This is a genomic window from Actinoplanes regularis, from assembly GCF_900188005.1.
Lineage (GTDB): Bacteria > Actinomycetota > Actinomycetes > Mycobacteriales > Micromonosporaceae > Actinoplanes > Actinoplanes regularis.
In genome coordinates, this window is sequence record NZ_FZNR01000001.1 from 312,888 (window position 1) to 335,484 (window position 22,597).

General features: G+C 71.5%; 20 protein-coding genes. 17 read left to right on the forward strand and 3 right to left on the reverse strand.

What is annotated here, in order from left to right; translation table 11 throughout:
• The first annotated feature begins 72 nt into the window (after window positions 1-72).
• A complete protein-coding gene (gene bioB, locus CHC09_RS01295; protein WP_089291068.1) occupies window positions 73-1,068 on the forward strand; it encodes a biotin synthase BioB in 996 nt (331 codons plus the stop codon).
• The gene (bsaP, locus tag CHC09_RS49015; RefSeq protein ID WP_444978733.1) at window positions 1,068-1,244 is read left to right on the forward strand and encodes a biotin synthase auxiliary protein BsaP; all 177 of its coding nucleotides are present in this window, start codon (window positions 1,068-1,070) and stop codon (window positions 1,242-1,244) included. The genes bioB and bsaP overlap by 1 nt, the downstream gene beginning before the upstream one ends.
• 55 nt (window positions 1,245-1,299) lie before the next feature.
• Here bsaP and CHC09_RS01300 read toward each other — a convergent pair whose 3' ends face one another.
• Entirely contained in the window at window positions 1,300-2,346 is a 1,047-nt protein-coding gene (locus CHC09_RS01300; RefSeq protein WP_089291069.1) for a GNAT family N-acetyltransferase, read from the reverse strand.
• 87 nt (window positions 2,347-2,433) lie between these two features.
• Entirely contained in the window at window positions 2,434-3,132 is a 699-nt protein-coding gene (locus tag CHC09_RS01305; RefSeq protein ID WP_089291070.1) for an ACT domain-containing protein, read from the reverse strand.
• Window positions 3,133-3,511: 379 nt separating this feature from the next.
• On the opposite strand from CHC09_RS01305, the gene CHC09_RS01310 reads away from it, so the two are divergent.
• The 13 genes from CHC09_RS01310 to CHC09_RS01370 all read left to right on the forward strand — a co-directional run bounded on the left by CHC09_RS01310 (window position 3,512) and on the right by CHC09_RS01370 (window position 19,330).
• Window positions 3,512-4,228: a pyrimidine reductase family protein gene (locus tag CHC09_RS01310; RefSeq protein ID WP_373871885.1), complete on the forward strand. Its 717-nt coding sequence runs from the start codon at window positions 3,512-3,514 to the stop codon at window positions 4,226-4,228.
• 161 nt (window positions 4,229-4,389) lie between these two features.
• Window positions 4,390-6,126 carry an ATP-binding protein gene (locus CHC09_RS01315; protein ID WP_089291072.1) on the forward strand — a complete coding sequence of 579 codons (1,737 nt, stop codon included), beginning with the start codon at window positions 4,390-4,392 and terminating at the stop codon, window positions 6,124-6,126.
• A 21-nt stretch (window positions 6,127-6,147) separates the two neighbouring features.
• Entirely contained in the window at window positions 6,148-7,296 is a 1,149-nt protein-coding gene (locus CHC09_RS01320) for an exonuclease SbcCD subunit D (protein ID WP_089291073.1), read from the forward strand.
• On the forward strand, window positions 7,293-9,791 hold the full coding sequence (locus CHC09_RS01325) for an AAA family ATPase (RefSeq protein WP_089291074.1): 2,499 nt from the start codon (window positions 7,293-7,295) through the stop codon (window positions 9,789-9,791). Before CHC09_RS01320 ends, CHC09_RS01325 begins: the two co-directional genes overlap by 4 nt.
• The gene (locus CHC09_RS01330) at window positions 9,788-10,756 is read left to right on the forward strand and encodes a hypothetical protein (RefSeq protein WP_179276913.1); all 969 of its coding nucleotides are present in this window, start codon (window positions 9,788-9,790) and stop codon (window positions 10,754-10,756) included. The genes CHC09_RS01325 and CHC09_RS01330 overlap by 4 nt, the downstream gene beginning before the upstream one ends.
• Window positions 10,757-11,497: 741 nt before the next feature.
• Window positions 11,498-12,175, forward strand: coding sequence for a sigma-70 family RNA polymerase sigma factor (locus tag CHC09_RS01335; protein WP_089291076.1), 678 nt, complete (start codon window positions 11,498-11,500; stop codon window positions 12,173-12,175).
• A complete protein-coding gene (locus CHC09_RS01340) occupies window positions 12,172-12,948 on the forward strand; it encodes a zf-HC2 domain-containing protein (RefSeq protein WP_089291077.1) in 777 nt (258 codons plus the stop codon). Before CHC09_RS01335 ends, CHC09_RS01340 begins: the two co-directional genes overlap by 4 nt.
• 199 nt (window positions 12,949-13,147) lie before the next feature.
• Window positions 13,148-13,849 (forward strand): hypothetical protein, encoded by a 702-nt coding sequence (locus CHC09_RS01345; RefSeq protein ID WP_373871883.1) that lies wholly within the window; start codon window positions 13,148-13,150, stop codon window positions 13,847-13,849.
• Between the two features lie 17 nt (window positions 13,850-13,866).
• Window positions 13,867-14,622, forward strand: a complete 756-nt coding sequence (locus tag CHC09_RS01350; RefSeq protein WP_089291078.1) for a DUF4142 domain-containing protein — start codon at window positions 13,867-13,869, stop codon at window positions 14,620-14,622.
• Between the two features lie 47 nt (window positions 14,623-14,669).
• The gene (locus CHC09_RS01355; protein WP_089291079.1) at window positions 14,670-15,953 is read left to right on the forward strand and encodes a Pecanex-like protein 1; all 1,284 of its coding nucleotides are present in this window, start codon (window positions 14,670-14,672) and stop codon (window positions 15,951-15,953) included.
• A 265-nt stretch (window positions 15,954-16,218) separates the two neighbouring features.
• On the forward strand, window positions 16,219-17,115 hold the full coding sequence (locus tag CHC09_RS01360; protein ID WP_179276946.1) for a DNA-3-methyladenine glycosylase family protein: 897 nt from the start codon (window positions 16,219-16,221) through the stop codon (window positions 17,113-17,115).
• Window positions 17,116-17,142: 27 nt separating this feature from the next.
• The gene (locus CHC09_RS01365) at window positions 17,143-18,420 is read left to right on the forward strand and encodes a hemolysin family protein (RefSeq protein WP_089291081.1); all 1,278 of its coding nucleotides are present in this window, start codon (window positions 17,143-17,145) and stop codon (window positions 18,418-18,420) included.
• A gap of 10 nt (window positions 18,421-18,430) precedes the next feature.
• Complete coding sequence (locus CHC09_RS01370) at window positions 18,431-19,330, forward strand: diacylglycerol/lipid kinase family protein (RefSeq protein WP_089291082.1); 900 nt, start codon at window positions 18,431-18,433, stop codon at window positions 19,328-19,330.
• Here CHC09_RS01370 and CHC09_RS01375 read toward each other — a convergent pair whose 3' ends face one another.
• A complete protein-coding gene (locus CHC09_RS01375) occupies window positions 19,331-20,437 on the reverse strand; it encodes an MBL fold metallo-hydrolase (protein WP_089291083.1) in 1,107 nt (368 codons plus the stop codon).
• 148 nt (window positions 20,438-20,585) lie between these two features.
• On the opposite strand from CHC09_RS01375, the gene CHC09_RS01380 reads away from it, so the two are divergent.
• Both CHC09_RS01380 and CHC09_RS01385 read left to right on the forward strand, forming a co-directional pair.
• Window positions 20,586-21,104 carry an LURP-one-related family protein gene (locus tag CHC09_RS01380; RefSeq protein ID WP_373871886.1) on the forward strand — a complete coding sequence of 173 codons (519 nt, stop codon included), beginning with the start codon at window positions 20,586-20,588 and terminating at the stop codon, window positions 21,102-21,104.
• Between the two features lie 11 nt (window positions 21,105-21,115).
• Complete coding sequence (locus CHC09_RS01385; protein WP_089291085.1) at window positions 21,116-22,582, forward strand: deoxyguanosinetriphosphate triphosphohydrolase family protein; 1,467 nt, start codon at window positions 21,116-21,118, stop codon at window positions 22,580-22,582.
• Window positions 22,583-22,597 lie beyond the last annotated feature (15 nt).

Below are 22,597 nucleotides of genomic sequence, written 5' to 3' on the forward strand. Positions count from 1 at the left end.
ATCACGAGAACCGGAAACTACCACCCACCTCCGACAGTCTCCGTCGGGCCGGGGAGTCTGTAGGGTACGGACATGCCTCAGATCCTCGACCGGGCGCGTGCCCGGGTCCTCGACGGTGGCGCCGGCCTCGACCAGGCCGAGATCCTCGAGATCCTGCGACTGCCCGACGAAGACCTCCCTCAGCTGCTTCAGCTCGCCCACGACGTGCGGATGAAGTGGTGCGGCCCGGAGGTCGAGGTCGAGGGGATCGTCTCCCTGAAGACCGGCGGCTGCCCGGAGGACTGCCACTTCTGCTCGCAGTCCGGGCTCTTCGCGTCCCCGGTCCGCTCCGTCTGGCTGGACATCCCGTCCCTGGTGGAGGCCGCGCGGCAGACCGCCGCGACGGGTGCGACCGAGTTCTGCATCGTGGCCGCGGTGCGCGGTCCGGACCGCCGCCTGATGGACCAGATGCGCGAGGGCGTCAAGGCGATCAAGGAGGCGGTCGACATCCAGGTCGCCGCCAGCCTCGGCATGCTCTCCCAGGAACAGGTCGACGATCTGGTCGAGATGGGCGTGCACCGCTACAACCACAATCTCGAGACCTGCCGTTCCTACTTTCCGAACGTGGTAACCACCCATTCGTGGGAGGAGCGCTGGACCACGCTGACGATGGTCCGCGAGTCCGGGATGGAGGTCTGCTGCGGCGGCATCCTCGGGCTGGGCGAGACGATCGAGCAGCGCGCCGAGTTCGCCGCGCAGCTGGCCGCGCTGGACCCGCACGAGGTCCCGCTGAACTTCCTCAACCCGCGGCCCGGCACCCCGCTCGGCGACCGCCCGGTGGTGGAGGGCAAGGACGCGCTGCGCGCGATCGCCGCCTTCCGGCTGGCGATGCCCAAGACCATTCTCCGGTACGCCGGTGGCCGCGAGATCACCCTGGGCGACCTCGGTACGCGTGAGGGGCTGCTCGGCGGCATCAACGCGGTGATCGTCGGCAACTACCTGACCACGCTGGGCCGTCCGGCCACCGCCGACCTGGACCTGCTCCAGGACCTGAAGATGCCGGTCAAGTCCCTGTCAGCGACGTTCTGATGTTCTGCGACCGGTGTGGGGAACCCGCCTCGGCCGGCGATCACACGGCCTGTGCCGCAGCGCGTGAGCTGGAACCGCCCCGCTTCTGCCCGGAGTGCCGCCGGCGGATGAAGGTGCAGGTCGTGCCGACCGGCTGGACGGCGGCCTGTGTCGAGCACGGGCTTCGCGAAAGCTGAGAACGTCGGTGGCGGCGGGCCTGAACCAGTACCCGCCGCCACCCCGCTCACCCCGCTAACTCGAGTTGGCGGGAGTCTCGTCGACCACCGGCTGGCCGGCCGCCGACAGGGTCACGCTGATCACCGTGCCGTCCCGCACCGTCGAGGAGTCCCCGAGCCGGCGCAGGGTGCGCAGCATCGCCACATCGTCCGCCGCGACGTGCGCCACCAGCGCGGCGAACCCGGCCCGCTCGGCGTGCGCGCGCAGCCGGCGCAGCAGCGCGGTGCCCAGGCCCCGGCGCTGCCAGGCGTCCTCGACCAGCACCGCGATCTCGCCCAGGTCGCCCTCGGCGAGCAGGGCGGCCATCGCCACCACCCGGCCGGTCGGCGCGATCGCGAGCAGCGTCATCCCGCGCGCCGGCTCCAGCAGGCGGCGCAGCCGATCCTCGGTCGGCACCCCGCCGCCCAGGTAGCGCCGGCGCAGGGCGTCGGCGGAGCAGTGCTGGTGCAGCTCATGGACGGCGGCCAGGTCGTCCGCGCCGGCCGGGCGCAGGATCACCTCGGCACCGTCCGGCAGCATGACCGTGACGTTCTCCCGCTGATGGCGGAGGACCGCGGCGGCCAACTCGACCAGGGCCCGCGCTCGCGCGTACTCCGCCGGGGTGAAGGCGGGCAGGGCGCGGAGCACCTCGTAGGAGCCGCCGGCCGGGTCGGCCAGCAGCATCCGGCCGCCGTGCACGCCGGGCAGCTCGGCGGGTGACTGCGGGCGCCAGCGCACGTCGGTCGCGTCGAGCAGGGTGAGCAGGGACTCGCCGAGCGCGTCCGGCTCGTGCACCAGGCGGCCGGCCATCGCCAGCACGCGGGTGGGCTGGTCGGCCAGGCCCTGCGCCTCGGCCCGGGCCACGAACGCGTCCTGCCCCCGGCCCTTGATCACGGCCGCCATCAGGTCGGACTCGGTCATCGCGTCCGGCGCGTCGACCAGGAAGTCGTCGACCGCGCCCGCCTCGGTGGTGTGCACCTGGACGGCGAGGATGTTCACCGACTTCAGGGCGAGACTCGCGGTCAGCACAGAGAGATAGCCGGGACGGTCATCGACCGTTGCCCGGATCCGCCACAACGCCATGCGGGGCACTCCTTTCGCTGGTCTCCAGAGTGCCCCGGCGTTGTTGCGGTGATATTGCTTGTAGCTGCGGTTTCCTCGTTAAGACGATCACACCTGGGCGGGGGTGGCGGACGTCACGGCGTCCAGCCGGTCGCCCAGGATCTCCGCGGCGGCGCGGACCAGTTGGGCCACCCGGTCCACCTCGGTCACGTGGAACGCGGCGGCCGGCAGGTCCTCCTCGTCGGTGCGGGCAACCAGCAGCACCAGTCCGCCACGGCCGAACGGGGCGACCGCGTAACGCGGGCCGCCCGGCTCCGCGAACGCGCGGGCCCGCAGCGGGGTGACCTCGGGCAGACGCAGCGGGGACGGGGCGCGCCAGCTCGCGTACGCCACCCGGGGCACGTTGGCGCCGCTGCGCGCGGCCCAGTCGGGCGAGACCGTGGCGGCGGCGGCCCAGTCCGCGGCGAGGAGCCCGGGCACCGCGTCGACCAGGGTGGCCAGACCGTCCACCGGGTTCGCGGCGACCTGGGCGAGCAGCTCGGCGTCGTGGCCGCCGTTGACCGGTGCGCCGATCGCCTTCCAGACCCCGTCCACCTGGACTCCGGGGATCGCGGCGAGCCCGGCGAGCAGGCGCTCCACGCGGGCCGCACCCGGCCACACGACGGTGAAGTCGTCGACGGCCCGGCCGCCGAGTCGTTCCAGCACCACGACCTGGACGATGTCCGCGCCGGCGACCCCCAGGGTGCGCGCGATCTGGCCGAGAGCGCCGGGACGGTCCGGCAGGGTGACTCGAACCCGCAGCAACATGTAACTCCTCCCGTCGCGGACGGCCGGTGACGGCGTCCTGTGATCACCCTGCCCACTCGGCGTTTCCTCCCCGTTGCACGGCCGTGTCCTGGCCATCAAGCCGGGCAGGATGTGCCATATTTCACAACTCACAGTAAGCATCGCCGGGTCCGGCCCTCGCGTCGGCTGTCAGCTGTCAGACACCTGGGGCACGGGTCGCCGTGATCTGAACCGGGTCGAGTGACCCGGCGGCCCCGGGTGGTCACGGCGCTAGAGTTCAGCACATGATTTGCGAGGATTGCCGGAAGCAGCGGCACGGGGACTGCAAGGGCGGGTCGTGGTGCGACTGCCAGCACCGCAAGCCCGAACCGGTGCCCCCGGCGACCGGTCCTCCCGGGCCGTGACCGCCCTCCCCGCCGGCCTGCCCTCCGGCCGCGACGAACTGGTCGCCTGTTACCCGAGACTCGAGCGGTCCACCATTCGGGTGAACTTCATCGCCAGCGCCGACGGCGCGGTCAGCGTCGACGGCCTCTCCGCCGGGCTGCAGGGCCCCGGCGACAAGGAGGTCTTCGACACTCTGCGGATGGTCTGCGACGCGCTGATCGTCGCCGCGGGAACGGTCCGCGCCGAGCGGTACGACGCCCTGCGCCTCACCCCCGAGGCCCGCGCCTGGCGGATCGCGCGGGGCCTGCCCGAGTTCCCGCTCATGGTGATCGTCTCGGGCTCGCTCGACCTGGATCCGACACAGTTGATCTTCTCGGATGCCCCGATCCGGCCGATCGTGCTCACCCGCCGCGGCGCCCCGGCCTCGCCGATCGCCCAGGTCGCCGAGGTGATCCCGGTCGGTGACGAGCGGGTCGACCTGGCCGCCGGGGTGCGGCTGCTGCACGAGCGCGGCGCCACCCAGGTGCTCTGCGAGGGCGGTCCCGGCCTGCTCGGCTCGATGATCGCCGCGGACCTGGTCGACGAGCTCTGCCTCACGGTCGCACCGCTGCTGGCCGGCGGCGCGGCGGGCCGGATCGCGCAGGGCCCGCCGACGCCGCCGCGGCGGATGTCGCTGCGGCACGCATTGATCCGGGAGGACCTGCTCTTCCTCCGGTACGCCCGGAAGAGTTGACCCGCGTGTCTGCGACAGCCCATCAAGATCTTGTGCATAACTCTGTGGATGGACCCCAGGAGTTGTGGCCGGCATCCAGCACGAGCGTTTTGTCGTACCTCTGAGGCACCATGATCTCCGTGTCTGACGAAACTGAGCCGGCCCGCAGCGGAAAACCGAAGATGAACCCGGATCTGGGACCCGTCGGCCGGGTTCTCGGCACTGCCGACGCCACCCCCCTGCAGTTCTGGACGGCCGTCGCTCCCGGCAGCTACCTGCAGCTCGACGACGTCGTGGTGACCCAGCGGGACCTGCCGGACCGCGAGCCGGTGACGATCGCCGGAGTGGTCACCCAGGTCCGGGCCCGGCACGAGGGCGCTCAGTTCGACTCGGACGTGTTCGCCATCGCCGACGGCACGCTGCCGGCCATGGTCCAGGAGGCGGCCGAGATCACCACCACCCGCGTCGACCCGGAGCTCTACGTGCCGCCCGCCCCGGGCGCGATCGTCCACCGGGCCTCCGGCGAGACCCGGGACGCCGCCCTGCACTTCGACCGGATGGAGCGGCGGGTCCCGATGGGCACCGGCCGCGACGGCGTCCCGGTTTTCCTCAACGCGGACTTCCTCGACGGCACCCGGGGCGCGCACGTCTCGATCTCCGGCATCTCCGGGGTGGCCACCAAGACCAGCTTCGCGACGTTCCTGCTCTACTCGGTGTTCCGCTCCGGTCAGCTGGGCGCCGACGGGGCGAACGCCCGCGCGCTGATCTTCAACGTCAAGGGTGAGGACCTGCTCTTCCTGGACCACCCGAACACCCGGCTGGACGACGCCACCCGGGCGTACTACAAGCTGCTCGACCTGCCCGACAGCCCGTTCACCGACGTCCGGGTGTACGCGCCGCCCCGGGCCGGCGACTCGACCGGCTCGCCCGACGTCAGCGGGCGGCTGACCGGCGTCGACTCGTTCTACTGGACGCTCGAGGAGTTCTGCTCGGCGAAGCTCCTGCCGTACGTGTTCGCCGACGCCGACGACGAGCGTCAGCAGTACACGATGGTGGTCCACTCGGTCACCGCCCACCTGCACCGGTACGCGGTCCCGGCCGAGGGCGGGATCAGCATCGACGGCCGCCGCATCGGCTCCTACGGCGACCTGGTCGACCACATCGTCGACCAGCTCACCGACGACGAGACCCGGTCGATCTGGGCGGGCAGCGCGATCAACATGGGCACGGTCAACGCGTTCGCGCGCCGTCTGATCGGCAGCAAGCGCGACCTGTCGAGGCTGATCCGGGGCGATCTGGCGCAGCGCCGCCCGCACCAGATCAAGACCGCGGACAGTGCCCAGGTCACCGTCGTCGACCTGCACAACCTGCCGGATCGCGCGCAGCGGTTCGTGGTCGGCGTGACACTGAAGTCGGAGTTCGAGGAGAAGGAGAAGTCCGGTACCGGCCGCCCCCTGCTCTTCGTGGTCCTCGACGAGCTGAACAAGTACGCCCCGCGGGATGGCTCCTCCCCGATCAAGGAGGTGCTGCTGGACATCGCCGAGCGCGGCCGCTCGCTGGGCGTGATCCTGATCGGCGCGCAGCAGACCGCCAGTGAGGTGGAGCGGCGGATCGTCACCAACTCGGCGATCCGGGTGGTCGGCCGCCTCGACCCGGCCGAGGCGTCCCGGCCGGAGTACGGGTTCCTTCCCCCCGCCATGCGCCAGCGGGCGCTGCTGGCCCGCCCCGGCACGATGTTCGTCAACCAGCCGGACATCCCGGTCCCGCTCTGCGTCGAGTTCCCGTTCCCGGCCTGGGCCACCCGCAAGTCGGAGGCCGGTCCCCCGCCGGCCGACTCGCACCGGTCGATCGTGCAGTCCGCCGACCCGTTCGCCGTGATCGGCGGACGGGCCGGGGCGGATGACGACATCCCCTTCTAGGTTGGAGACTAGGGTTCAGCGATGCGCATCCTGCACACCTCCGACTGGCACGTCGGCAAGGTTCTGAAGGGCCGGAACCGCTTCGAGGAGCACACCCGGGTGCTCGCCCAGGTGATCGAGATCGCCCAGGCGGAGCAGCCCGACCTGGTGATCGTCGCCGGCGACCTGTACGACACCGCGGCGCCCACGGCCGAGTCGACCCGCCTGGTCACCCGGGCGCTCTCCGCGCTGCGCAAGACCGGCGCGCGGGTCGTGGCGATCGGTGGCAACCACGACAACGGCCAGGCCCTGGACGCGCTGCGCCCGTGGGCCGACGCCGCCGGCATCGAGCTGCGCGGCTCCTTCAACGCGCCGCAGGACCTGCTCATCGAGGGGACCACGGCCGGCGGCGAGCGCTGGCGGCTGGTCGCCCTGCCGTTCCTCTCCCAGCGGTACGCGATTCGCGCCGTCGAGATGTACGAGCTGACCGAGGCGGAGTCGAATCAGACCTACGCCGATCTGATCGCCCGGTTGATCGGCAAGCTGACCGAGTCCTTCGCCGAGCCCGGCGCGGTCAACCTGATCACCTCGCACCTGACCATGGTCGGCGCGAGCACCGGCGGCGGCGAACGGGAAGCGCACACGATCATGGGGTACGCGGTGCCCGCCACCGTGTTCCCGCAGAACACCCACTATGTCGCCCTCGGTCACCTGCACCGCTCGCAGCGGGTGATCGGCCCCTGCCCGGTGCGGTACTGCGGAAGTCCGCTCGCGGTCGACTTCGGCGAGGAGGAGAACGTCAGCTCGGTGGCGATCGTCGACGTCGCCGTGGACAAGGCCGCTCAGGTCCGGGACGTGCCGGTGACCTCGGCGCTCACCCTGCGCACGGTCCGCGGCACCCTGGAACAGCTCGCCACGGTGAACCTTCCGGACGCCTGGCTGCGTGTCCTGGTGCGCGAGGCACCCCGCCCCGGCCTGCGCGAGGACGTGCAGGAGCTGCTGCCGAACGCTCTGGAGGTCCGCATCGACCCCGACATGCTGCCCGACCGCGCCGGCGCCCGATCGGCGGAACGGGCCGGCCGCTCGCCGCGCGAGCTCTTCAGCGACTACCTGGACAGTCGCGGCAACGCCGAGGAGGGCGTCCGCGAGCTCTTCGACCAGCTGTACGACGAGGTGAGCAGCAACCAATGAGGCCCCTGCGGTTGGACATGTCCGGGTTCACGGTGTTCCGCGACCAGACCACCGTGGACTTCACCGACGCCGACTACTTCGCCCTGGTCGGCCCGACCGGCTCGGGCAAGTCGACGGTGCTGGACGCGATCTGTTTCGTGCTGTACGGCCAGGTCCCGCGCTGGGGCGGGGCTCGGGGCATCGGCAACGCCCTGGCCCCGTCGGCTGTCGAGGCCCGGGTCCGCCTGGTCTTCGAGTCGGCCGGCGACCGCTACGTCGCGACCCGGGTGGTCCGCCGGGACGGCCGGGGCAACGTCAAGACGTCCGGCGCCGGCCTGCAGCTGATGCCGCCCGGCTTCGACGTGACCAAGCTGGACACCGGCATGGACCTGGAGGACCTCGGCGAGGTGCTGGCCGGCGTCCCCGCCGAGATGGACGCCGCGGTGCAGGTCGCGGTCGGTCTGCCGTACGAGCAGTTCACCAGCTGCGTGGTGCTGCCGCAGGGCCAGTTCGCCGACTTCCTGCACGCCAAGCCGGCCACTCGGCAGCAGATCCTGATCAACCTGCTGGGCCTGCAGATGTACGAGCGGGTGCAGGTCAAGGCGGCGGAGAAGGGGAAGGCCGCGGACGCCAAGCTGTCCGTGGTCGATCAGTCGCTGGTCGCGCTGGAGGACGCCACCGACGAGGCGGTCGAGACGGCGGCTGCACGCCTGGCGCGGATGCGTGAGCTGACCGGCGCGGTGGAGGCCGCGGTGCCGGGGCTGCGGGCGGCCCGGGCGGCGGAGGAGGCCGCGCGGGGCACCCGGGACACCCTGGACGCCGAGTTGGCGCTGATCACCTCGGTCCGTACACCGGACGGCCTGGCGGAGGCGACCGGCGCCATCACCGCTGCCCGGGACGCCGCCACCCGGGCGGCGGAGGCGGTGCACGAGGCCGAGGAGTTCGAGGAGAAGGTCCGCGGCGAGCTGGTCGCGGCCGGTGACGCCGGGTCGCTGCGGCTGGCCCTGGACCGGCACACCGAGCTGGAGCGCCTCACCGAGCAGGAGGGCTGGTTCGCCGGCAAGGTCTCGGTCGCCGAGGTGGAGTGCCGGGACGCGCGGACCTCGGCCGACCTGGCCGAGTCCGAGCACACCGGCGCCCAGCAGCTGCTGGAGCAGGCCCGGCAGGACTACCGCGACGCCCAGCAGCGGGACCGCGCGGCCGCCCTGCGCGGGCACCTGACCGCCGGCGACAACTGCCCGGTCTGCGAGCAGCAGGTCACGGTGGTGCCGGAGGTGCCGCGCGAATCGGCGGTCCGGCTCGCCGAGGAGACCGGCACCGCCGCCCGGGAGGCGGCCGAGCTGGCCACCGCCCGCTGGCGGCAGCGCGACGCGGTCGCCCGCGACCTGGAGAGCGATCTGGAGCGCAAGCGCGGGCAGTACGAGCACCACCTGTCCCGGCTCGCCGAGGTGCGCAAGGCCGTGCAAGGGCTGCCCGGGGTCGCGGCGATCGAGCAGCGGCTCGCCGAGTTCGGCCGGTTGCAGGGCCGGCTGGAGGACGCGACCGCGGCGGTCCGCGCGGCACGTGACGGCCTGCGCTCGGCGCAGGCGGCGGTCCGGGCCGCGGAGGAGCAGCAGCGCACCGCGTGGCGCAGGTTCGACGCGGTCCGCGACGGCCTGGCGCGCTTCGTGCCCCCGCCCGCCGACCGGGACGACCTGGCCCGCGCCTGGCAGGCCCTGGTCGAGTGGGCCCGCGCCGAGCACGACGCCCGCACGGTCCGGCGGGAGGAGGCGCAGGCCGCCGTGCTCGCCGCCCACGAGGCCACCGCCGGGGCGCACGCGGCGATCGTGGCGCTCTTCACCGACGCCGGGGTGCAGCCGCCGGCCGCGTCACCGCAGGACGCCGAGGCCACCCTGATCCGGGCGGCCGCCGTCACCGCGGAGCGGGCCGAGGCCGCCTGGCAGCGCCTGGTCGAGCGCCGCGAGCAGGCCCGCGAACAGCAGGAGCAGCGGATGTCCCTGCTGCTCGAGAGCCGGGTCGCGAAATCCCTGGCCGGGCACCTGCGGGCGAACAACTTCGAGCGCTGGTTGCTCGAGGAGGCGCTCGACATGCTGGTCGACGGCGCGTCCCGGATCCTGCGCGAGCTCACCGGCGGGCAGTACGAACTGGTGCACGACAAGGGCGAGTTCTTCGTCATCGACCATCACGACGCCGGGCTGCGACGGGGCGTGCGCACGCTCTCCGGCGGTGAGACGTTCCAGGCGTCGCTCGCTCTCGCCCTGGCGCTCTCCGAGCAGCTCGCCGGGATGAGCACCACCGCGGCCAGCCTGGAGTCGATCGTGCTGGACGAGGGTTTCGGCACCCTGGACGCGGCGACGCTCGACGTGGTCGCGGCCACCCTGGAGAACCTGGCCGCTCGTGGCGACCGGATGGTCGGGCTGGTCACCCACGTGCACGCGCTCGCCGAGCGGGTGCCGGTCCGGTTCGAGGTGCACAAGGACGCGCGGACCGCGTACGTCGAGAGGGTCGGCTTGTGACACGGATGTTCGTCGACATGTGGGACCCGGCGTACGGGGCCAGTTTCGAGGGCGGGGAGGGCGAGGGTCCGGCCTCGCCCAGCAGCGCGCAGGTCGACACGGACGTGGAGGTGCCGGCCGCCGAGTGGGCGCCGATCGGGGTTCCGGCCGGCGCCTCCCCGCCGGACGTGGTGTTCCTGGTCGACGGGGTGCGGCGCAACGACGCCGGGTTGTGGACGGCCGAGGAGGACGGGACGTCGTACGCGGGGCTGGCCGCGTCGTACGCCGCCGGGGTGGTCCGGTGTGACCTGGCCCGGGGCGCCGCCGAAATGGTCGGCGCCCGGGTCGGCCGGGGCCTGTTCACCGCCAGCCCGTCGGCCGGCGATCTGCAGGCCGGAACGGTCCGCTACGAGCTTCACCGGATCAACGGTGGTGGTGAGGCGAGCAAGCTGCCGGCCGCGGTGCAGGGGCCGCTGACCGCGTTGGAGATCGAGATCTCCAGCGCCGCCCGGGACGGTGGCTCGGACGGCGCGGATTTGCTGATCGTGGACGGCCCGTTGCGCAACCGGCGGCAGCTGCCGCGCACGATCGGTTACGTGAAGACCCAGCAGAAGCAGTATCTGCCGGCGGCGCTGACCACCGTGGTGACCGCGTTGCGGCCCGGGCAGCGGACCCCGGTCTTCCATCTCGGGACGATCTGGGGCGGCTGGTCGTGGTACCTGCGGCTGCCCGGGTCGACCGGGGCGCCGTGGTCCGGGATCGTCCGGGTGGAGTGCTCCCCCGACCTCACCGTGGAGCAGGCGATCGAGCTGGCCGAGCTCTCCGGGGCGACGCTGCCGAGGTTCGCGTCGGCGTCGTACAAGGATCCTCGCGCCCCGCAGAACCTGGTGCCGATCGCCGGGCTGGAGCGGCGGCTGCGCGGCATGCTCGGGGACGCCCGGGTGCTGCACCGGGCACTGGCGTTGGCCACCGCCCACTCACGCTGATCGCGGCGACCGGCGCGGCACCGGGAGCCGCGCCGGCGGCCGGGCCCGGCCGGGACGGCGCGGTGCCCGGCGGCACGGGGCGTGGGCCGAGAGGCCCTCGGCGGGACTCCATGGTCGTACCCCCGAAGGGTTTGAATCTCCGCTTGTCTCATTTTTCGGGACGAGCGCCCGCATACCGGAACAAGACGCCCCGTTCGCGAAAATTCACCGAACCGGTTGCGCCGCGGCCCCGGACGAACCGGGAAAGCCCGGCCGACCTCGCACAGCAGCCGCACAGGATGCGGCGCCAACAAACCGCCCACAAGGCATAGAAAGCGCGCAAGCAGCAAGATCAAGACATGGGAGCGCTCCCTACCGGGTGTCGCTCGAAAGGGTCCAAGAGTTATCCGGGCATCCTCCGAACGGTCCGGCGGCCACGCCATTCACCACACATTACTCATCCGTGCGCACCCAGCGGAATCATGCGTTCACGGAGCGAGATCGAGCCCTCTCCGGGCGGGGAAATTATTTCCAGAGGCATGTCTCGGGCCCGATGTCACTGAGTATCATTCCGCCTTACCTGGCGTCCGAATCGGCGTAGATCAATCCCCCTGTGATCCGCGACCCGGCACGCCGTCACGATCGTCACAGCGGAGGACCCTTGAGACCGAGTGTCCCGGAAATTCTCGCGCCGGCATTGATCCCGGCCGGGCTCCCCAGCCGTATCTCAGGCGACGGGGAAAGGTCCGGGCGGAGGTATCGATGCATGCGGTGGCCGAGCGGCTCACTTCGGAGAGGGTTCGTGTGATGGCGCGACACTCCGGAAACAGGTGGCAAGCACTCGACGGAGGCCGCGGCGCGCAGGAAGACGCCGGTTCCGCGATCCCCCGTCAGTCGGCGCGCCACGGCGCGCCGAGCAACAGCGCGACCCATGAAGACACCCTCGTCAAGCTGCTCTACGAGGAGCACGCCGGCCCGTTGCTGATGTTCGTGCTGCGGCTGACCGGTGGTGACCGGCAGCGGGCCGAGGACATCGTGCAGGAGACCCTGCTGCGGGCCTGGCGCAACGCGCACCGGCTCGGTGCGCAGGGCCAGCAGTCGCTGCGCCCGTGGCTGGTCACGGTGGCCCGCCGGATCGCGATCGACGAGCACCGCAGCGCCAACGCGCGCCCCGCGGAGACGTACGACCGCGAGCTGGAGAGCTTCCCGAGCACCGCGGACGACACGGACCGGGTGCTGCAGTCCATGACGGTGTCGGACGCGCTCCGCCAGTTGAGCCACTCGCACCGGGAGATCCTGATCGAGACGTACTTCCGGGGCCGGACCGTGCCCGAAGCGGCCGAAGTTCTCAACCTTCCACTGGGGACGGCCAAGTCCCGCGTGTATTACGCTCTGCGTGCGCTGCGTACCGCTCTGCAGCAGCGGGGGGTGACGGGATGACCAAGGAAGAGCACTACGACGTTGCGTCCTACGCCCTCGGCGTGCTCGGCGACCGGGATGCCGCCCGGTTCGAGGACCACCTGATCGACTGCCCGCAGTGCGCCTTCGAGCTGGAGTCCTTCGTCCAGGTCGCGGACGCGATGGCGGACGTCGACGTGGAGGCTCTGCTGGCCGCGGAGAAGTCGGAGAAGGACGGCGTCCTCCTCAGCAAGATGATCCACGAGGTGGGCACCGACCGGCGCCGGGCGAACAGCCGCCGGCTCTACTCGCTGGCCGCCGCGGTGGTGGTCTTCGCGATGCTCTCCATCGGCTCGCTCTTCGCCGGCGGCAAGTGGCTCGCCCCGGAGCCGACGTCGCCCGCCAACAACACCGCTCTGCGCGACAGCAGCCAGCTCGACCCGCTGCCGGACAGCGACGGCGTGCCCATCGGCGGCACCGCACTGCCCGGCAAGAACTACAGCGGCACCGACTCCCGCAGCAACGTCAGCGCCGCGGTCGGCCTGGAGAAGAAGGACTGGGGCACCCAGATCTCCTTCGCGGTCTCCAACATCAAGGGCCCGAAGACCTGCGCGCTGACCGTGGTGCACACCGACGGCACCTCGGAGCGGGTGGCCACCTGGACGATCGGCGACAAGGGCTGGGGCACCGCGGCCAACCCCTCCCCGCTGATGTTGCAGGCGGTGACCGGAACGGCACGCGAAGACATCGCCCACGTTCAGGTTCAGGAACTGTCGACGAGCGGTAACGGCGAGACGCTTATCAGCATTCCGTAATCACACGAACACGATTAGGGTCCAGCCGGCATCGGCTGGGCCCTTTTTGCTGACCGGGTCCGTCATATACGTGCGCGACCCCTCGGAGGGTTCAAACAAAAATTCTCCAATTTGATCGAACCGAATGTTCAACCGCCGCCGCGCTGCTCGCGTACTACAGCGCGGACACGCCAGAGGTATCGATCAGTCGGAGGAGCCCGTGGCACCGGAGAAGCGCAAGTTGATGGTCGCCAGCGCGGCGCTGGCCGCTTTGGTCGCATTGTCCGGCTGCGCTCCGGCCGGACTCGACGCGGCCGACTACGGCAACGCCGCTGAGCCCGCCGCCGCCGACGTGGCCGCCACCCCGGGCGCCGCGGCGACGGACGGGGCGGTCGACCCGAACGCGGCCGGCACCGCGGAACCGGCACCGGCCGGTGCCGCTTCCGAGGTTAGTGACGATCTGGTGACCAAGTCGCTCACCGGCACCGCGGTGGCGCGGATGGGCAAGGTCGTCGAGGACCAGGACGGCTTCGTGCTCTACCGGTTCGACAACGACAGCGACGACCCGGCCAAGTCCAACTGCAACGGCGACTGCGCCAAGGTCTGGCCGCCGTCCCTGACCAACGACGGCAAGCCGACCCTCAAGGGCGTCGACTCGAAGCTGGTCGGCACGGTCACCCGGGCGGACGGCACCAAGCAGCTCACCCTCAAGGGCTGGCCGCTCTACCGCTACATCGGTGACAAGAAGCCCGGTGAGTGGAAGGGCCAGAACGTCAGCGGCAAGTGGTTCGTGATCACGCCGACCGGCGCCAAGAACCTCACGTGCCTTCCGAAGATCTCCAAGCCGGTCGCCCCGCCCGCGGGCGACTCGGGCAGTGATTCCAGTGGCGCCGGCGGCTCCGGCAGCGACTACAGCTACTGAGAGTGGTGGGAAAAGAAATGAAGTCCTGGCTGATGGGTGCCGCGGCGGTGACGCTGGCGTTCATGATGACGCCGGCCAGCGCCGCCCGCGCCGACGACGCGGTGCCGGTGCCTCCGAACACGGGGCTGACCGACACCGCGAAGGGCACGATCAGTGCCGCCGACCGTGACTTCGTGATCAAGGTTCGGCTCGCCGGTCTGTGGGAGATCCCGGCCGGCAACATGGCTCAGGAGAAGTCGGACGACCCGAACGTCGTCAAGATCGGCAAGTCGATCGCGGCTCAGCACGTCTCCCTGGACAGTCTGGACCGGGCCGCGGCCAAGAAGCTCGGCATCGACCTGCCGAACCAGCCCAACGGCGACCAGCAGGGCTGGCTCGCCGAGATGCGTAACGCCTCCGGGGCGCAGTTCGACCAGATCTTCATCGACCGGCTCCGCGCCGCGCACGGCAAGATCTTCCCGGCTATCGCCACCATCCGGGCGTCGACCCGCAACGACACCGTCCGGAAGCTGGCACAGCAGACCAACCAGTTCGTCATGACGCACATGACCCTGCTGGAGAGCAGCGGGATCGTCGATTACGGGGCGCTGCCGACCGCACCGGCTCCGGCTACCGGCCAGAAGGGCCCGGTTCCGATCGACAACCAGATGATCGCCGCTGCCAGCAACGGCGGCGGAGTGCCGGGTCTCAGCAACACCGTAGTTCTGCTCGTCCTTGCTGCCGCGCTCGTGGTGGGAGTGATCACCACCATGCGCATCTTCCGCGCCCGGTAGCCCCCGAGATAAATCGCCCCGACGGCGACGAAGAAAGGTGTCACCCCATGCGAAGGTCCAAGTACCGGCGCCCTGGTAGCTCCACGGGCTCCACGTGGTTCAGCGGGCGTCGCCGGATCATCGCCGTGGCGGCCACGCTCGCGGCGTTCGGCGGCATCGTCACGGTTACGCAGATCTCCAGCGCGAGCACCAACGACAACACCAAGTCGGCGCTCGCGGCCTGCGACAACCTGAAGGCCGGTGGTCAGACCAAGCTCTCCACCAACACCCGCCGGAACACGTACACCACCAACAACGGCACGGTCACCCAGCACCCGGACGACGGTGCCGGGGACGTGGCGACCACCGCCCAGGTGCGCGCCCGGTGCCGGGACTGGGTGATGAACAACGTCGCCAACGCGCAGACGAACCGGCGCCGGAACAACGGTGGCGGGAAGAACAACGGCGGTGGCAACAACAACGGCGGTAACAACAACGGTGGCGCCGCGACCAGCGCGCCGGCCAACGGCGGGGCCGCTACCAGCGCTCCGGCCGATGGTGGCGCCGCGACCAGCGCCCCCGCCGACGGTGGGGCCGCTACCTCCGCTCCGGCCGACAACGGCGGGAACAACAACGGCGGTGGCGACAACAACGGTGGCGGCAACAACAACGGTGGTGCCGACAACGGTGGCAACAACAACGGGGGCGGCGACAACAACGGCGGTAACAACAACGGCGGCGGGAACAACAACGGCAACAACAACGGGGGCAACGGCACCGCGGCTCCCAGCACGCCCCCGCCCGGCGCCGGCCTCGGCATCCTGACCAACAGCTGCGCCACCAGCAACCTGCCGCAGCACGACGGTTTCCAGAAGGGCGACCGCTGCGTCAGCACCGAGTTCGGTGAGGTCGGCTCGGCGGCGAACAACCCGTCGCTGCTGATCACCCAGGCGCCGCGTCAGGTCAACCGGAACACCCCGTTCACCCTCCAGATCAGCACCCGCAACCTGATCCGTGACCGGTTCCTCGCGGCCGGCCAGGGCGGTTACTACGTGGAGTCCAGCGTCCTGCAGAACGGCCTGGTCCGCGGTCACTTCCACACCGCCTGCCGGATGCTCGCCAACACCAACGAGGCCCCGGCCCCGGAAGGTGTGCCGGCGTTCTTCGTGGCGACCGAGGACAGCAAGGGTGGTGCCACCCCGGACTCGGTCAACATCCAGGTGCCCGGCCTGCCGACCGCGGGTACCGCGCAGTGCGCCTCGTGGGCCGGTGACGGTTCGCACCGCATCCCGATGATGGAACGCGCCAACCAGACCCCGGCCTTCGACGTGGTCAAGATCCGGGTGCGCTGAGCAAGCAGCTCGCGGAGCACAGCCGTTCGACGGGTCCGAACCCCTCCGGGGACCCCCCTTCGGGCCCGTCGACCGTCCTTCCCCCTGCCGGACGTGAACCGCGGCTGCCCGGCCTCCACCCGGGGCACCGCTCCGCAACCGGGTGATCGAGCCTTCTCGGGCGTTCGATCACCGTCCGATGGCCCTGACCCCCAGGTTCTGGGGACAGGGCCATCGGCTTGTTCCCGGCCTGTTCGCGAGGCACAGTTTGGCGGTGACCACCGAGGTGAAACGCCGTCTGACACCGCCGGAGCGGTACCGATTCGGTCCCTCGGTCCGCTCACTGCTGGTTCCCGGGCACGATCCCTGCGGGCTCTTCCGGGACGACGAGTTCTGGTTGGCGATTCGCACTCCGGAAGGGGCCGCGACCCTCCACCTCGCCCGTGCCGGCGGGGAACTGCACGCCACCGGCCTCGGGGCGGGGGCGGCCTGGGTCGCCGAGCGCGCCGACGCGATCGCCGGCCTCCGCGACGACGTCTCCACCTTCGCCGCGCTGGCCGGGAGACATCCGGTGGTGGCCCGGCTGGCGAAGACCTTCTCCGGGGTACGGATGCCGGCCACCGGCCAGGTCTTCCCCCGGCTGCTGCGCGCGATCCTGGAGCAGAAGGTCACCGGCCTCGAGGCGCACCGGTCGTACCGGGCGACCTGCCGGCACTTCGGCGAACCCGCGCCCGGCCCGGCCGGCCTGGTGCTGCCACCCGATCCGGCCGCCGTGGCGGCCCGCGCCTACTGGGAGTTCCACCCGTTCGGCGTCGAGCAGCGCCGCACCCAGACCCTGTTGCGCGCCGCGCAGGTCGCCGAGCGCCTGGATCGGTGTGCCGACTCGGCGGAGGCCACGGCGCGGATGACCGCGCTGCCGGGGATCGGGCCGTGGACCGCGGCCGAGGTGGTCCGGACCGCCTTCGGCGACCCGGACGCGGTCAGCGTCGGCGATTACCACATTCCCAACACCGTGGCGTACGCCCTGGCCGGCGAGGCCCGCGGCACCGACGAGCGGATGCTCGAGCTGCTCGAGCCGTTCCGCGGGCACCGCGGCCGGGTCTGCGACCTGCTCGCCATGGGCGGGCTGATGGCACCACGGCACGGTCCGCGAAGGCCGGTGCGGTCCTTCGCCCGCTTCTGAGGCCGATGGACCCGCTACCGTGATCGGGTGAATGATACGGGCGGTGAAATCCTTCTCGTCCTGATTCTCGTGCTGGTCAACGCCGCGTTCTCGGGCAGCGAGATGGCCTTGGTCTCACTGCGGGACAGCCAGGTCCAGCGCCTGGAGCGGCAGTCCCGCGGCGGTCGCGTGCTGGCCCGCCTGGCGCGTGACCCCAACCGCTTCCTCGCCACCATCCAGATCGGCATCACCCTGGCCGGTTTCCTGGCCTCGGCGATCGCCGCGGTCTCGCTCTCCGAACCGCTGATCGGTCCGCTCGGCTTCCTCGGCTCGGCGGCCCGCCCGGTCGCGGTCGTCCTGGTCACGGTCGTGCTCGCGTTCGTCACGCTGGTCCTCGGCGAGCTGGCCCCGAAGCGGGTCGCGTTGCAGCTGACCGAGGGCTGGTCGCTGCTCGTGGCCCGCCCGATCTACCTGCTCTCCACCGCCTCCCGGCCACTCGTGTGGCTGCTCGGCCGGGCCACCGACGGGGTGGTCCGGCTGGCCGGCGGCGACCCGCGGGCGAAGCGCGAGGAGGTCACCGCCGAAGAGATCCGCGAACTGGTCGCCGCCCAGCGGGACTTCTCCGCCGAGCAGCGGACCATCATCGCCGGCGCCTTCCAGATCGCCGACCGGATCCTGCGGGAGATCCTGGTCCCCCGCCGCGACGTGCTCACCGTGCCTATCGGCACGCCGGCCGCCGAGGCGCTGCGCCTGCTGATCGCCGGCGGGCACTCCCGGGCGCCGGTGGCCGGGCCGGCCGGGCTGGACGACGCGCTGGGCGTGGTGCACCTGCGCGACCTGATCGGCGCGAGCGGCCTGGTCGAGGAGCTGGCCCGGCCGTGCGTCTACCTGCCGGAGACGCTGCGGGTCTCGGACGCGCTACGGCAGCTACGCGCGGAACGCCGGCAGCTGGCCCTGGTGGTCGACGAGCGGGGCGCGGTGGACGGCATCGTCACCATGGAGGACCTGGTCGAGGAGATCGTCGGGGAGATCTACGACGAGACCGATCCGGAGGTGGCGGCGGTCGTCCGGGAGCCGGACGGCGCCCTGCTGCTGCCCGGCTCGTTCCCCCTGCACGACCTGGGATTCGACGGGCACGGCGACTACACCACGATCGCCGGGATGGTGCTGGCGTCGCTCGGGCACATCCCGACCAAGCCCGGCGAGCAGGTCGCGCTGCCCGGGTTCACCGCCGAGGTGGTCGAGGTGACCGGCCGGGCGATCACCCGAGTCCGATTGCGAGCCGTGGCCTCCGCCGACGTTTCACCGCACCCGGGGGCCGGGTAACGGCGGCGACATGAGTACCCACCGCACGATCGCCGTCGTCGCCCATCAGGGCAAGACTCTCGGTGGCGGCCTGGACGAGCTGCGCCGTCGGCTCACCGACCGCGACATCGAGGAGCTCTTCTGGTACGAGGTGCCGAAGAGCCGCAAAGCCCCGAAGCGGGTACGCAAAGCGCTCGCCAAGGATCCGGACCTGCTCGTCGTCTGGGGCGGCGACGGGATGGTGCAGCGCACCCTGGACGTGGTCGCCCGGTCCGGCTCGAAGGTGCCGGTCGCGATCATGCCGGCCGGGACCGGCAACCTGCTCGCCGGCAACCTGGGCATTCCCACCGATCTCGAGGAGGCCGTGCGAATCGCCTTCGAGGGCTCCCGACGCCGGCTGGACCTCGGAAAGCTGGACGGCGAGCACTTCGCGGTGATGGCCGGCGTCGGCTTCGACGGCGCGATGATCAAGGACGCGGACGGTGCGCTCAAGGACCGCCTGGGCAAACTCGCGTACGTCTGGACCGGTGTCCGGAACGTCCAGGGCGAGGCCGCGCGTACGAAGATCAAGGTGGATGGCGCGACCTGGTTCGACGACACCGCCAGCTGTGTGCTGATCGGCAACGTCGGGACGATCACCGGCGGGATCCAGGCGTTCGACGAGGCGGTGCCGGACGATGGCTGGCTCGACGTCGGGGTCGCGACCGCGCAGGGCGCGCTGCAGTGGGCCCGGACGCTCGGGACGATGGCGGTGAAACGGTCGGACAGCTCGCCGTTCGTCCGCACGACACGGGCCCGGAAGATCGACGTCAAGCTGGACTCGAAGCTGGAGTACGAACTCGATGGCGGCGCCCGGTCACGGACCAGGCAATTCACCGCCAAGGTCGTTCCGGGCGCCGTCGAGATCTGCGTGCCGGCTCGCGCCGACTAGTCAGGCGATCTGCTGCCACCAGCCGTCGACCGGCGGCGGGTTGTCGACGTCGACGCGCTCGCCGGGGCGCGGGATCGCCAGCCGCACGCCACGGGCCTTGGCCTCGCTCCAGGTCCGGTCGGCGGGCTCGGGCCAGTCGTGCAGGGCCAGGTTGAACGTCGCCCAGTGGACCGGGATCATCAGGCCGCCACGGACGTCGACGTGCACCGAGACGCCGTCCTCCGGGAACATGTGGATGTCGGGCCAGGCGTCGCCGTACGCCCCGACCTGCACCAGCGTGACGTCGAACGGGCCGTGCTCCGCGCCGATCGCGGCGAAGCCGGGAAAGTAGCCGGTGTCACCGGAGTAGAAGGCCCGGCGGGTCGATCCCTTGATCACCCAGCTGGCCCAGAGGGTCTCGTCCCGGTTGAAGCCACGCCCGGAGAAGTGCCGGGCGGGGGTCGCGATCAGCTCGAGCGAGCCGATCCGGTGCGACTCGTTCCAGTCGAGCTCGATGATGCGGGAGGCGGGGACACCCCAGCGCTCCAGGTGCGCGCCCACGCCGAGCGGGACCAGGAACGGGGCGGCCTGCAGGTCGACCAGGTTCCGGATGCTCTCCATGTCGAGGTGGTCGTAGTGGTCGTGGGAGATCACGACCGCGTCCAGCGGGGGCAGCTCGCGCAGCGGGACCGGCGGCTGGTGCAGGCGGCGCGGGCCGGTCAGGCGGGACGGGGAGCAGCGCTCGCTCCAGACCGGGTCGAGCAGCACCCGGCTGCCCTCGATCTCGATCAGCGCGGAGGAGTGCCCGTACCACGTGACGTGCAGGCCGTCGGCGGGCGCCGGGGCCGGGGGCGGCGTGAGCACCGGGATCGGCTGGTGCGGCCGGCGAGCGTCGCGGTCGGTCACCGCGGCGACGAACAGCCGGGGCATGGAGGCGGCGGCCACCTCGGTCGCGGGCACGGTGTTGCGGAACTTGCCGCCGGAGAACTGCGGAGAGGCCTCCATCCGGGCGCGGCGCGCCCCGCGCGCTCTCGCGCCGATCTGCGCGGGCAGATCGCGAGCGGCCCAGACCGCCGCGGCGCCGAGGGCCAGAGCCATCACCGTACGAGTACGAACACGCTTCGCCATACGCCCAGTCTGACCTGATCGAGGGCGTCTCGCCCACCGGCTCCCTCAGCCTGCGCTCAGCAAGTAACGCGTGTGACACACTGCCGCGGTGACGATCGATATCCTCCAGCAGCAGACGCAGCTCATCGTGCGTCAGCGCATCCGTTTGATGGTCAACCAGTACGAGGTGCACGCCGCCGGCCCCGACGGCCAGGAGGCCGGTCTCCTCGCCTTCGCCCAGCAGAAGCGGTTGGCGTTCAAGGAGCAGGTCACCCTCTACACCGACGACACCAAGCAGGTCCCGGTGCTCGGCTTCAAGGCGCGTCAGGTGATCGACCTGGGCGCGACCTACGACGTGCTCGACGCGGCCGGCACCCCCATCGGCCTGTTCCGCAAGAAGTTCGGCGCCTCGCTGCTCCGCTCCACCTGGGTGCTGGAGCAGCCGGGCTGGCCGGAGATCGTCGGCCAGGAGCGGAACCAGTGGGTGGCGCTCATTCGCCGCTTCGTCGACGAGCTGTCGTGGCTGCCGTACCACTTCGACTTCGTGGTCGCCGGTCGCCCCGCGTTCTCCGTCGAGCGCAAGTGGGGTTTCCGGGACACGTACCGGGTCGCGATCCACGAGCCGAACCTGGACCGTCGCCTGGTCATTGCGATGGCCGTGGCGCTGGACGCGTTGCAGTCCCGGTAATCTCCCGAGGCATGGACGATCCACGTGCCCAGCGGCTCTTCGGCGATACCACGGTCGCCCCCGGTGACCTCGCCTTCAGCCCGTTCCGGGTGGACCGCGACCGGATCGTCAGCTCGCCGTTCTTCGCCCGCCTCGCCGGGGTCACCCAGGTGATCAGCCCCGGCGGGGCCGGGCTGCTGGTGCACAACCGGCTCACGCACAGTCTGAAGGTGGCCCAGGTGGCCCGGGCGATCGCCGAGCGGGTCCGGGACGGCGACCCGGACCTCGCGGACAAGCTGGGCGGCTGTGACCCGGACGTGGTGGAGGCCGCGGCGCTCGCACACGACCTCGGGCACCCGCCGTTCGGGCATCTCGGCGAGCGCGTGCTGGATCGGCTGGCCCGGCAGCGCCTCGGGCTGCGGGACGGCTTCGAGGGCAACGCCCAGTCGTACCGGATCGTGACCAGCACCGAGATCGGTGGGCAGGCCACCATCGGACTCAACCTGACGAACGCCACCCGCGCGGCGATCCTGAAGTACCCGTGGACCCGGCACGGACATCCGGAGCCGCACCCGCGGTTCATGGACCCGCCGCCACGCGGTGCGGCCGTCCACCCGGACGAGCCGGACGGCGGGTCGGCGAAGTTCGGGGCGTACTCCACCGAGATCGACGACGTCCGGGCGGCACGGGCGGCGTTCGCCGGGCGGGTCGCGGACTGGCAGCAGACCGTCGAGGCCTCGGTGATGGACACCGCCGACGACATCGCGTACGCCATCCACGATCTGGAGGATGTGCACCGGGTCGGTGTGTTGCAGCAGGGCTCGGTCGCCACCGAGTTGATGGCCTGGCAGCGCTGGGGCACCGCGACCGACCTGAAGCGGGCCGGCGGCGCGATCGAGTCGCTGCGCCGCAGCCTGCACCGTAAGGAGAGCTGGATCGCCGACGACGACGCGTTCGCCGATGCGGTCGAACTGGTCCGCGCCGAGCTGGTGGACGGCCTGCTGGCGCAGCCGTTCGACGGTTCGGTGGCGGCCGAGGCGCGGGTGGCGGCGTTCTCGGCGACCTGGACCCGGCGGCTGGTCGACTCGGTGGAGATGACCGAGCAGGCGGCGGTCCGCAGCGGGCACGTGCAGCTGACCGTGGCGCAGTGGCACGAGGTGCAGATCCTCAAGTTCGTGCAGAACCGGTTCGTGCTGGCCCGGCCGGATCTGGCGCTGCACCAGCGCGGTCAGGCGCGGTTGCTGGCGACGCTGGTGGAGGCGTTGCTGGCCTGGCTGACCGACCCGGAGGAGGCGGACCGGCTGCCACGGAGGCTGCGGGACCTGGTGGAGCTGGGCGAGGCGGAGCTGCCGAAGGGCACGCCGGAGCGGCTGGCCCGGGCGCGGGGGCGAGCGGTGATCGACTTCGTCGCCGGGCTGACGGACAGCCAGGCCGTCGGCCTGATGGACGCGCTCTCCGGCCGGTCGCGGCAGCTCTGGACCGACGTCTTCGTCCTCTGAGCTTCTCCGGCCGGC

Coding starts and splice junctions, on each gene's coding strand:
- bioB (WP_089291068.1), top strand. CDS start 73: ATGCCTCAGATCCTCGACCGGGCGCGTGCCCGGGTCCTCGACGGTGGC.
- bsaP (WP_444978733.1), top strand. CDS start 1,068: ATGTTCTGCGACCGGTGTGGGGAACCCGCCTCGGCCGGCGATCACACG.
- CHC09_RS01300 (WP_089291069.1), bottom strand. CDS start 2,346: ATGGCGTTGTGGCGGATCCGGGCAACGGTCGATGACCGTCCCGGCTAT.
- CHC09_RS01305 (WP_089291070.1), bottom strand. CDS start 3,132: ATGTTGCTGCGGGTTCGAGTCACCCTGCCGGACCGTCCCGGCGCTCTC.
- CHC09_RS01315 (WP_089291072.1), top strand. CDS start 4,390: ATGAACCCGGATCTGGGACCCGTCGGCCGGGTTCTCGGCACTGCCGAC.
- CHC09_RS01320 (WP_089291073.1), top strand. CDS start 6,148: ATGCGCATCCTGCACACCTCCGACTGGCACGTCGGCAAGGTTCTGAAG.
- CHC09_RS01325 (WP_089291074.1), top strand. CDS start 7,293: ATGAGGCCCCTGCGGTTGGACATGTCCGGGTTCACGGTGTTCCGCGAC.
- CHC09_RS01335 (WP_089291076.1), top strand. CDS start 11,498: ATGCATGCGGTGGCCGAGCGGCTCACTTCGGAGAGGGTTCGTGTGATG.
- CHC09_RS01340 (WP_089291077.1), top strand. CDS start 12,172: ATGACCAAGGAAGAGCACTACGACGTTGCGTCCTACGCCCTCGGCGTG.
- CHC09_RS01350 (WP_089291078.1), top strand. CDS start 13,867: ATGAAGTCCTGGCTGATGGGTGCCGCGGCGGTGACGCTGGCGTTCATG.
- CHC09_RS01355 (WP_089291079.1), top strand. CDS start 14,670: ATGCGAAGGTCCAAGTACCGGCGCCCTGGTAGCTCCACGGGCTCCACG.
- CHC09_RS01370 (WP_089291082.1), top strand. CDS start 18,431: ATGAGTACCCACCGCACGATCGCCGTCGTCGCCCATCAGGGCAAGACT.
- CHC09_RS01375 (WP_089291083.1), bottom strand. CDS start 20,437: ATGGCGAAGCGTGTTCGTACTCGTACGGTGATGGCTCTGGCCCTCGGC.
- CHC09_RS01380 (WP_373871886.1), top strand. CDS start 20,586: ATGGTCAACCAGTACGAGGTGCACGCCGCCGGCCCCGACGGCCAGGAG.
- CHC09_RS01385 (WP_089291085.1), top strand. CDS start 21,116: ATGGACGATCCACGTGCCCAGCGGCTCTTCGGCGATACCACGGTCGCC.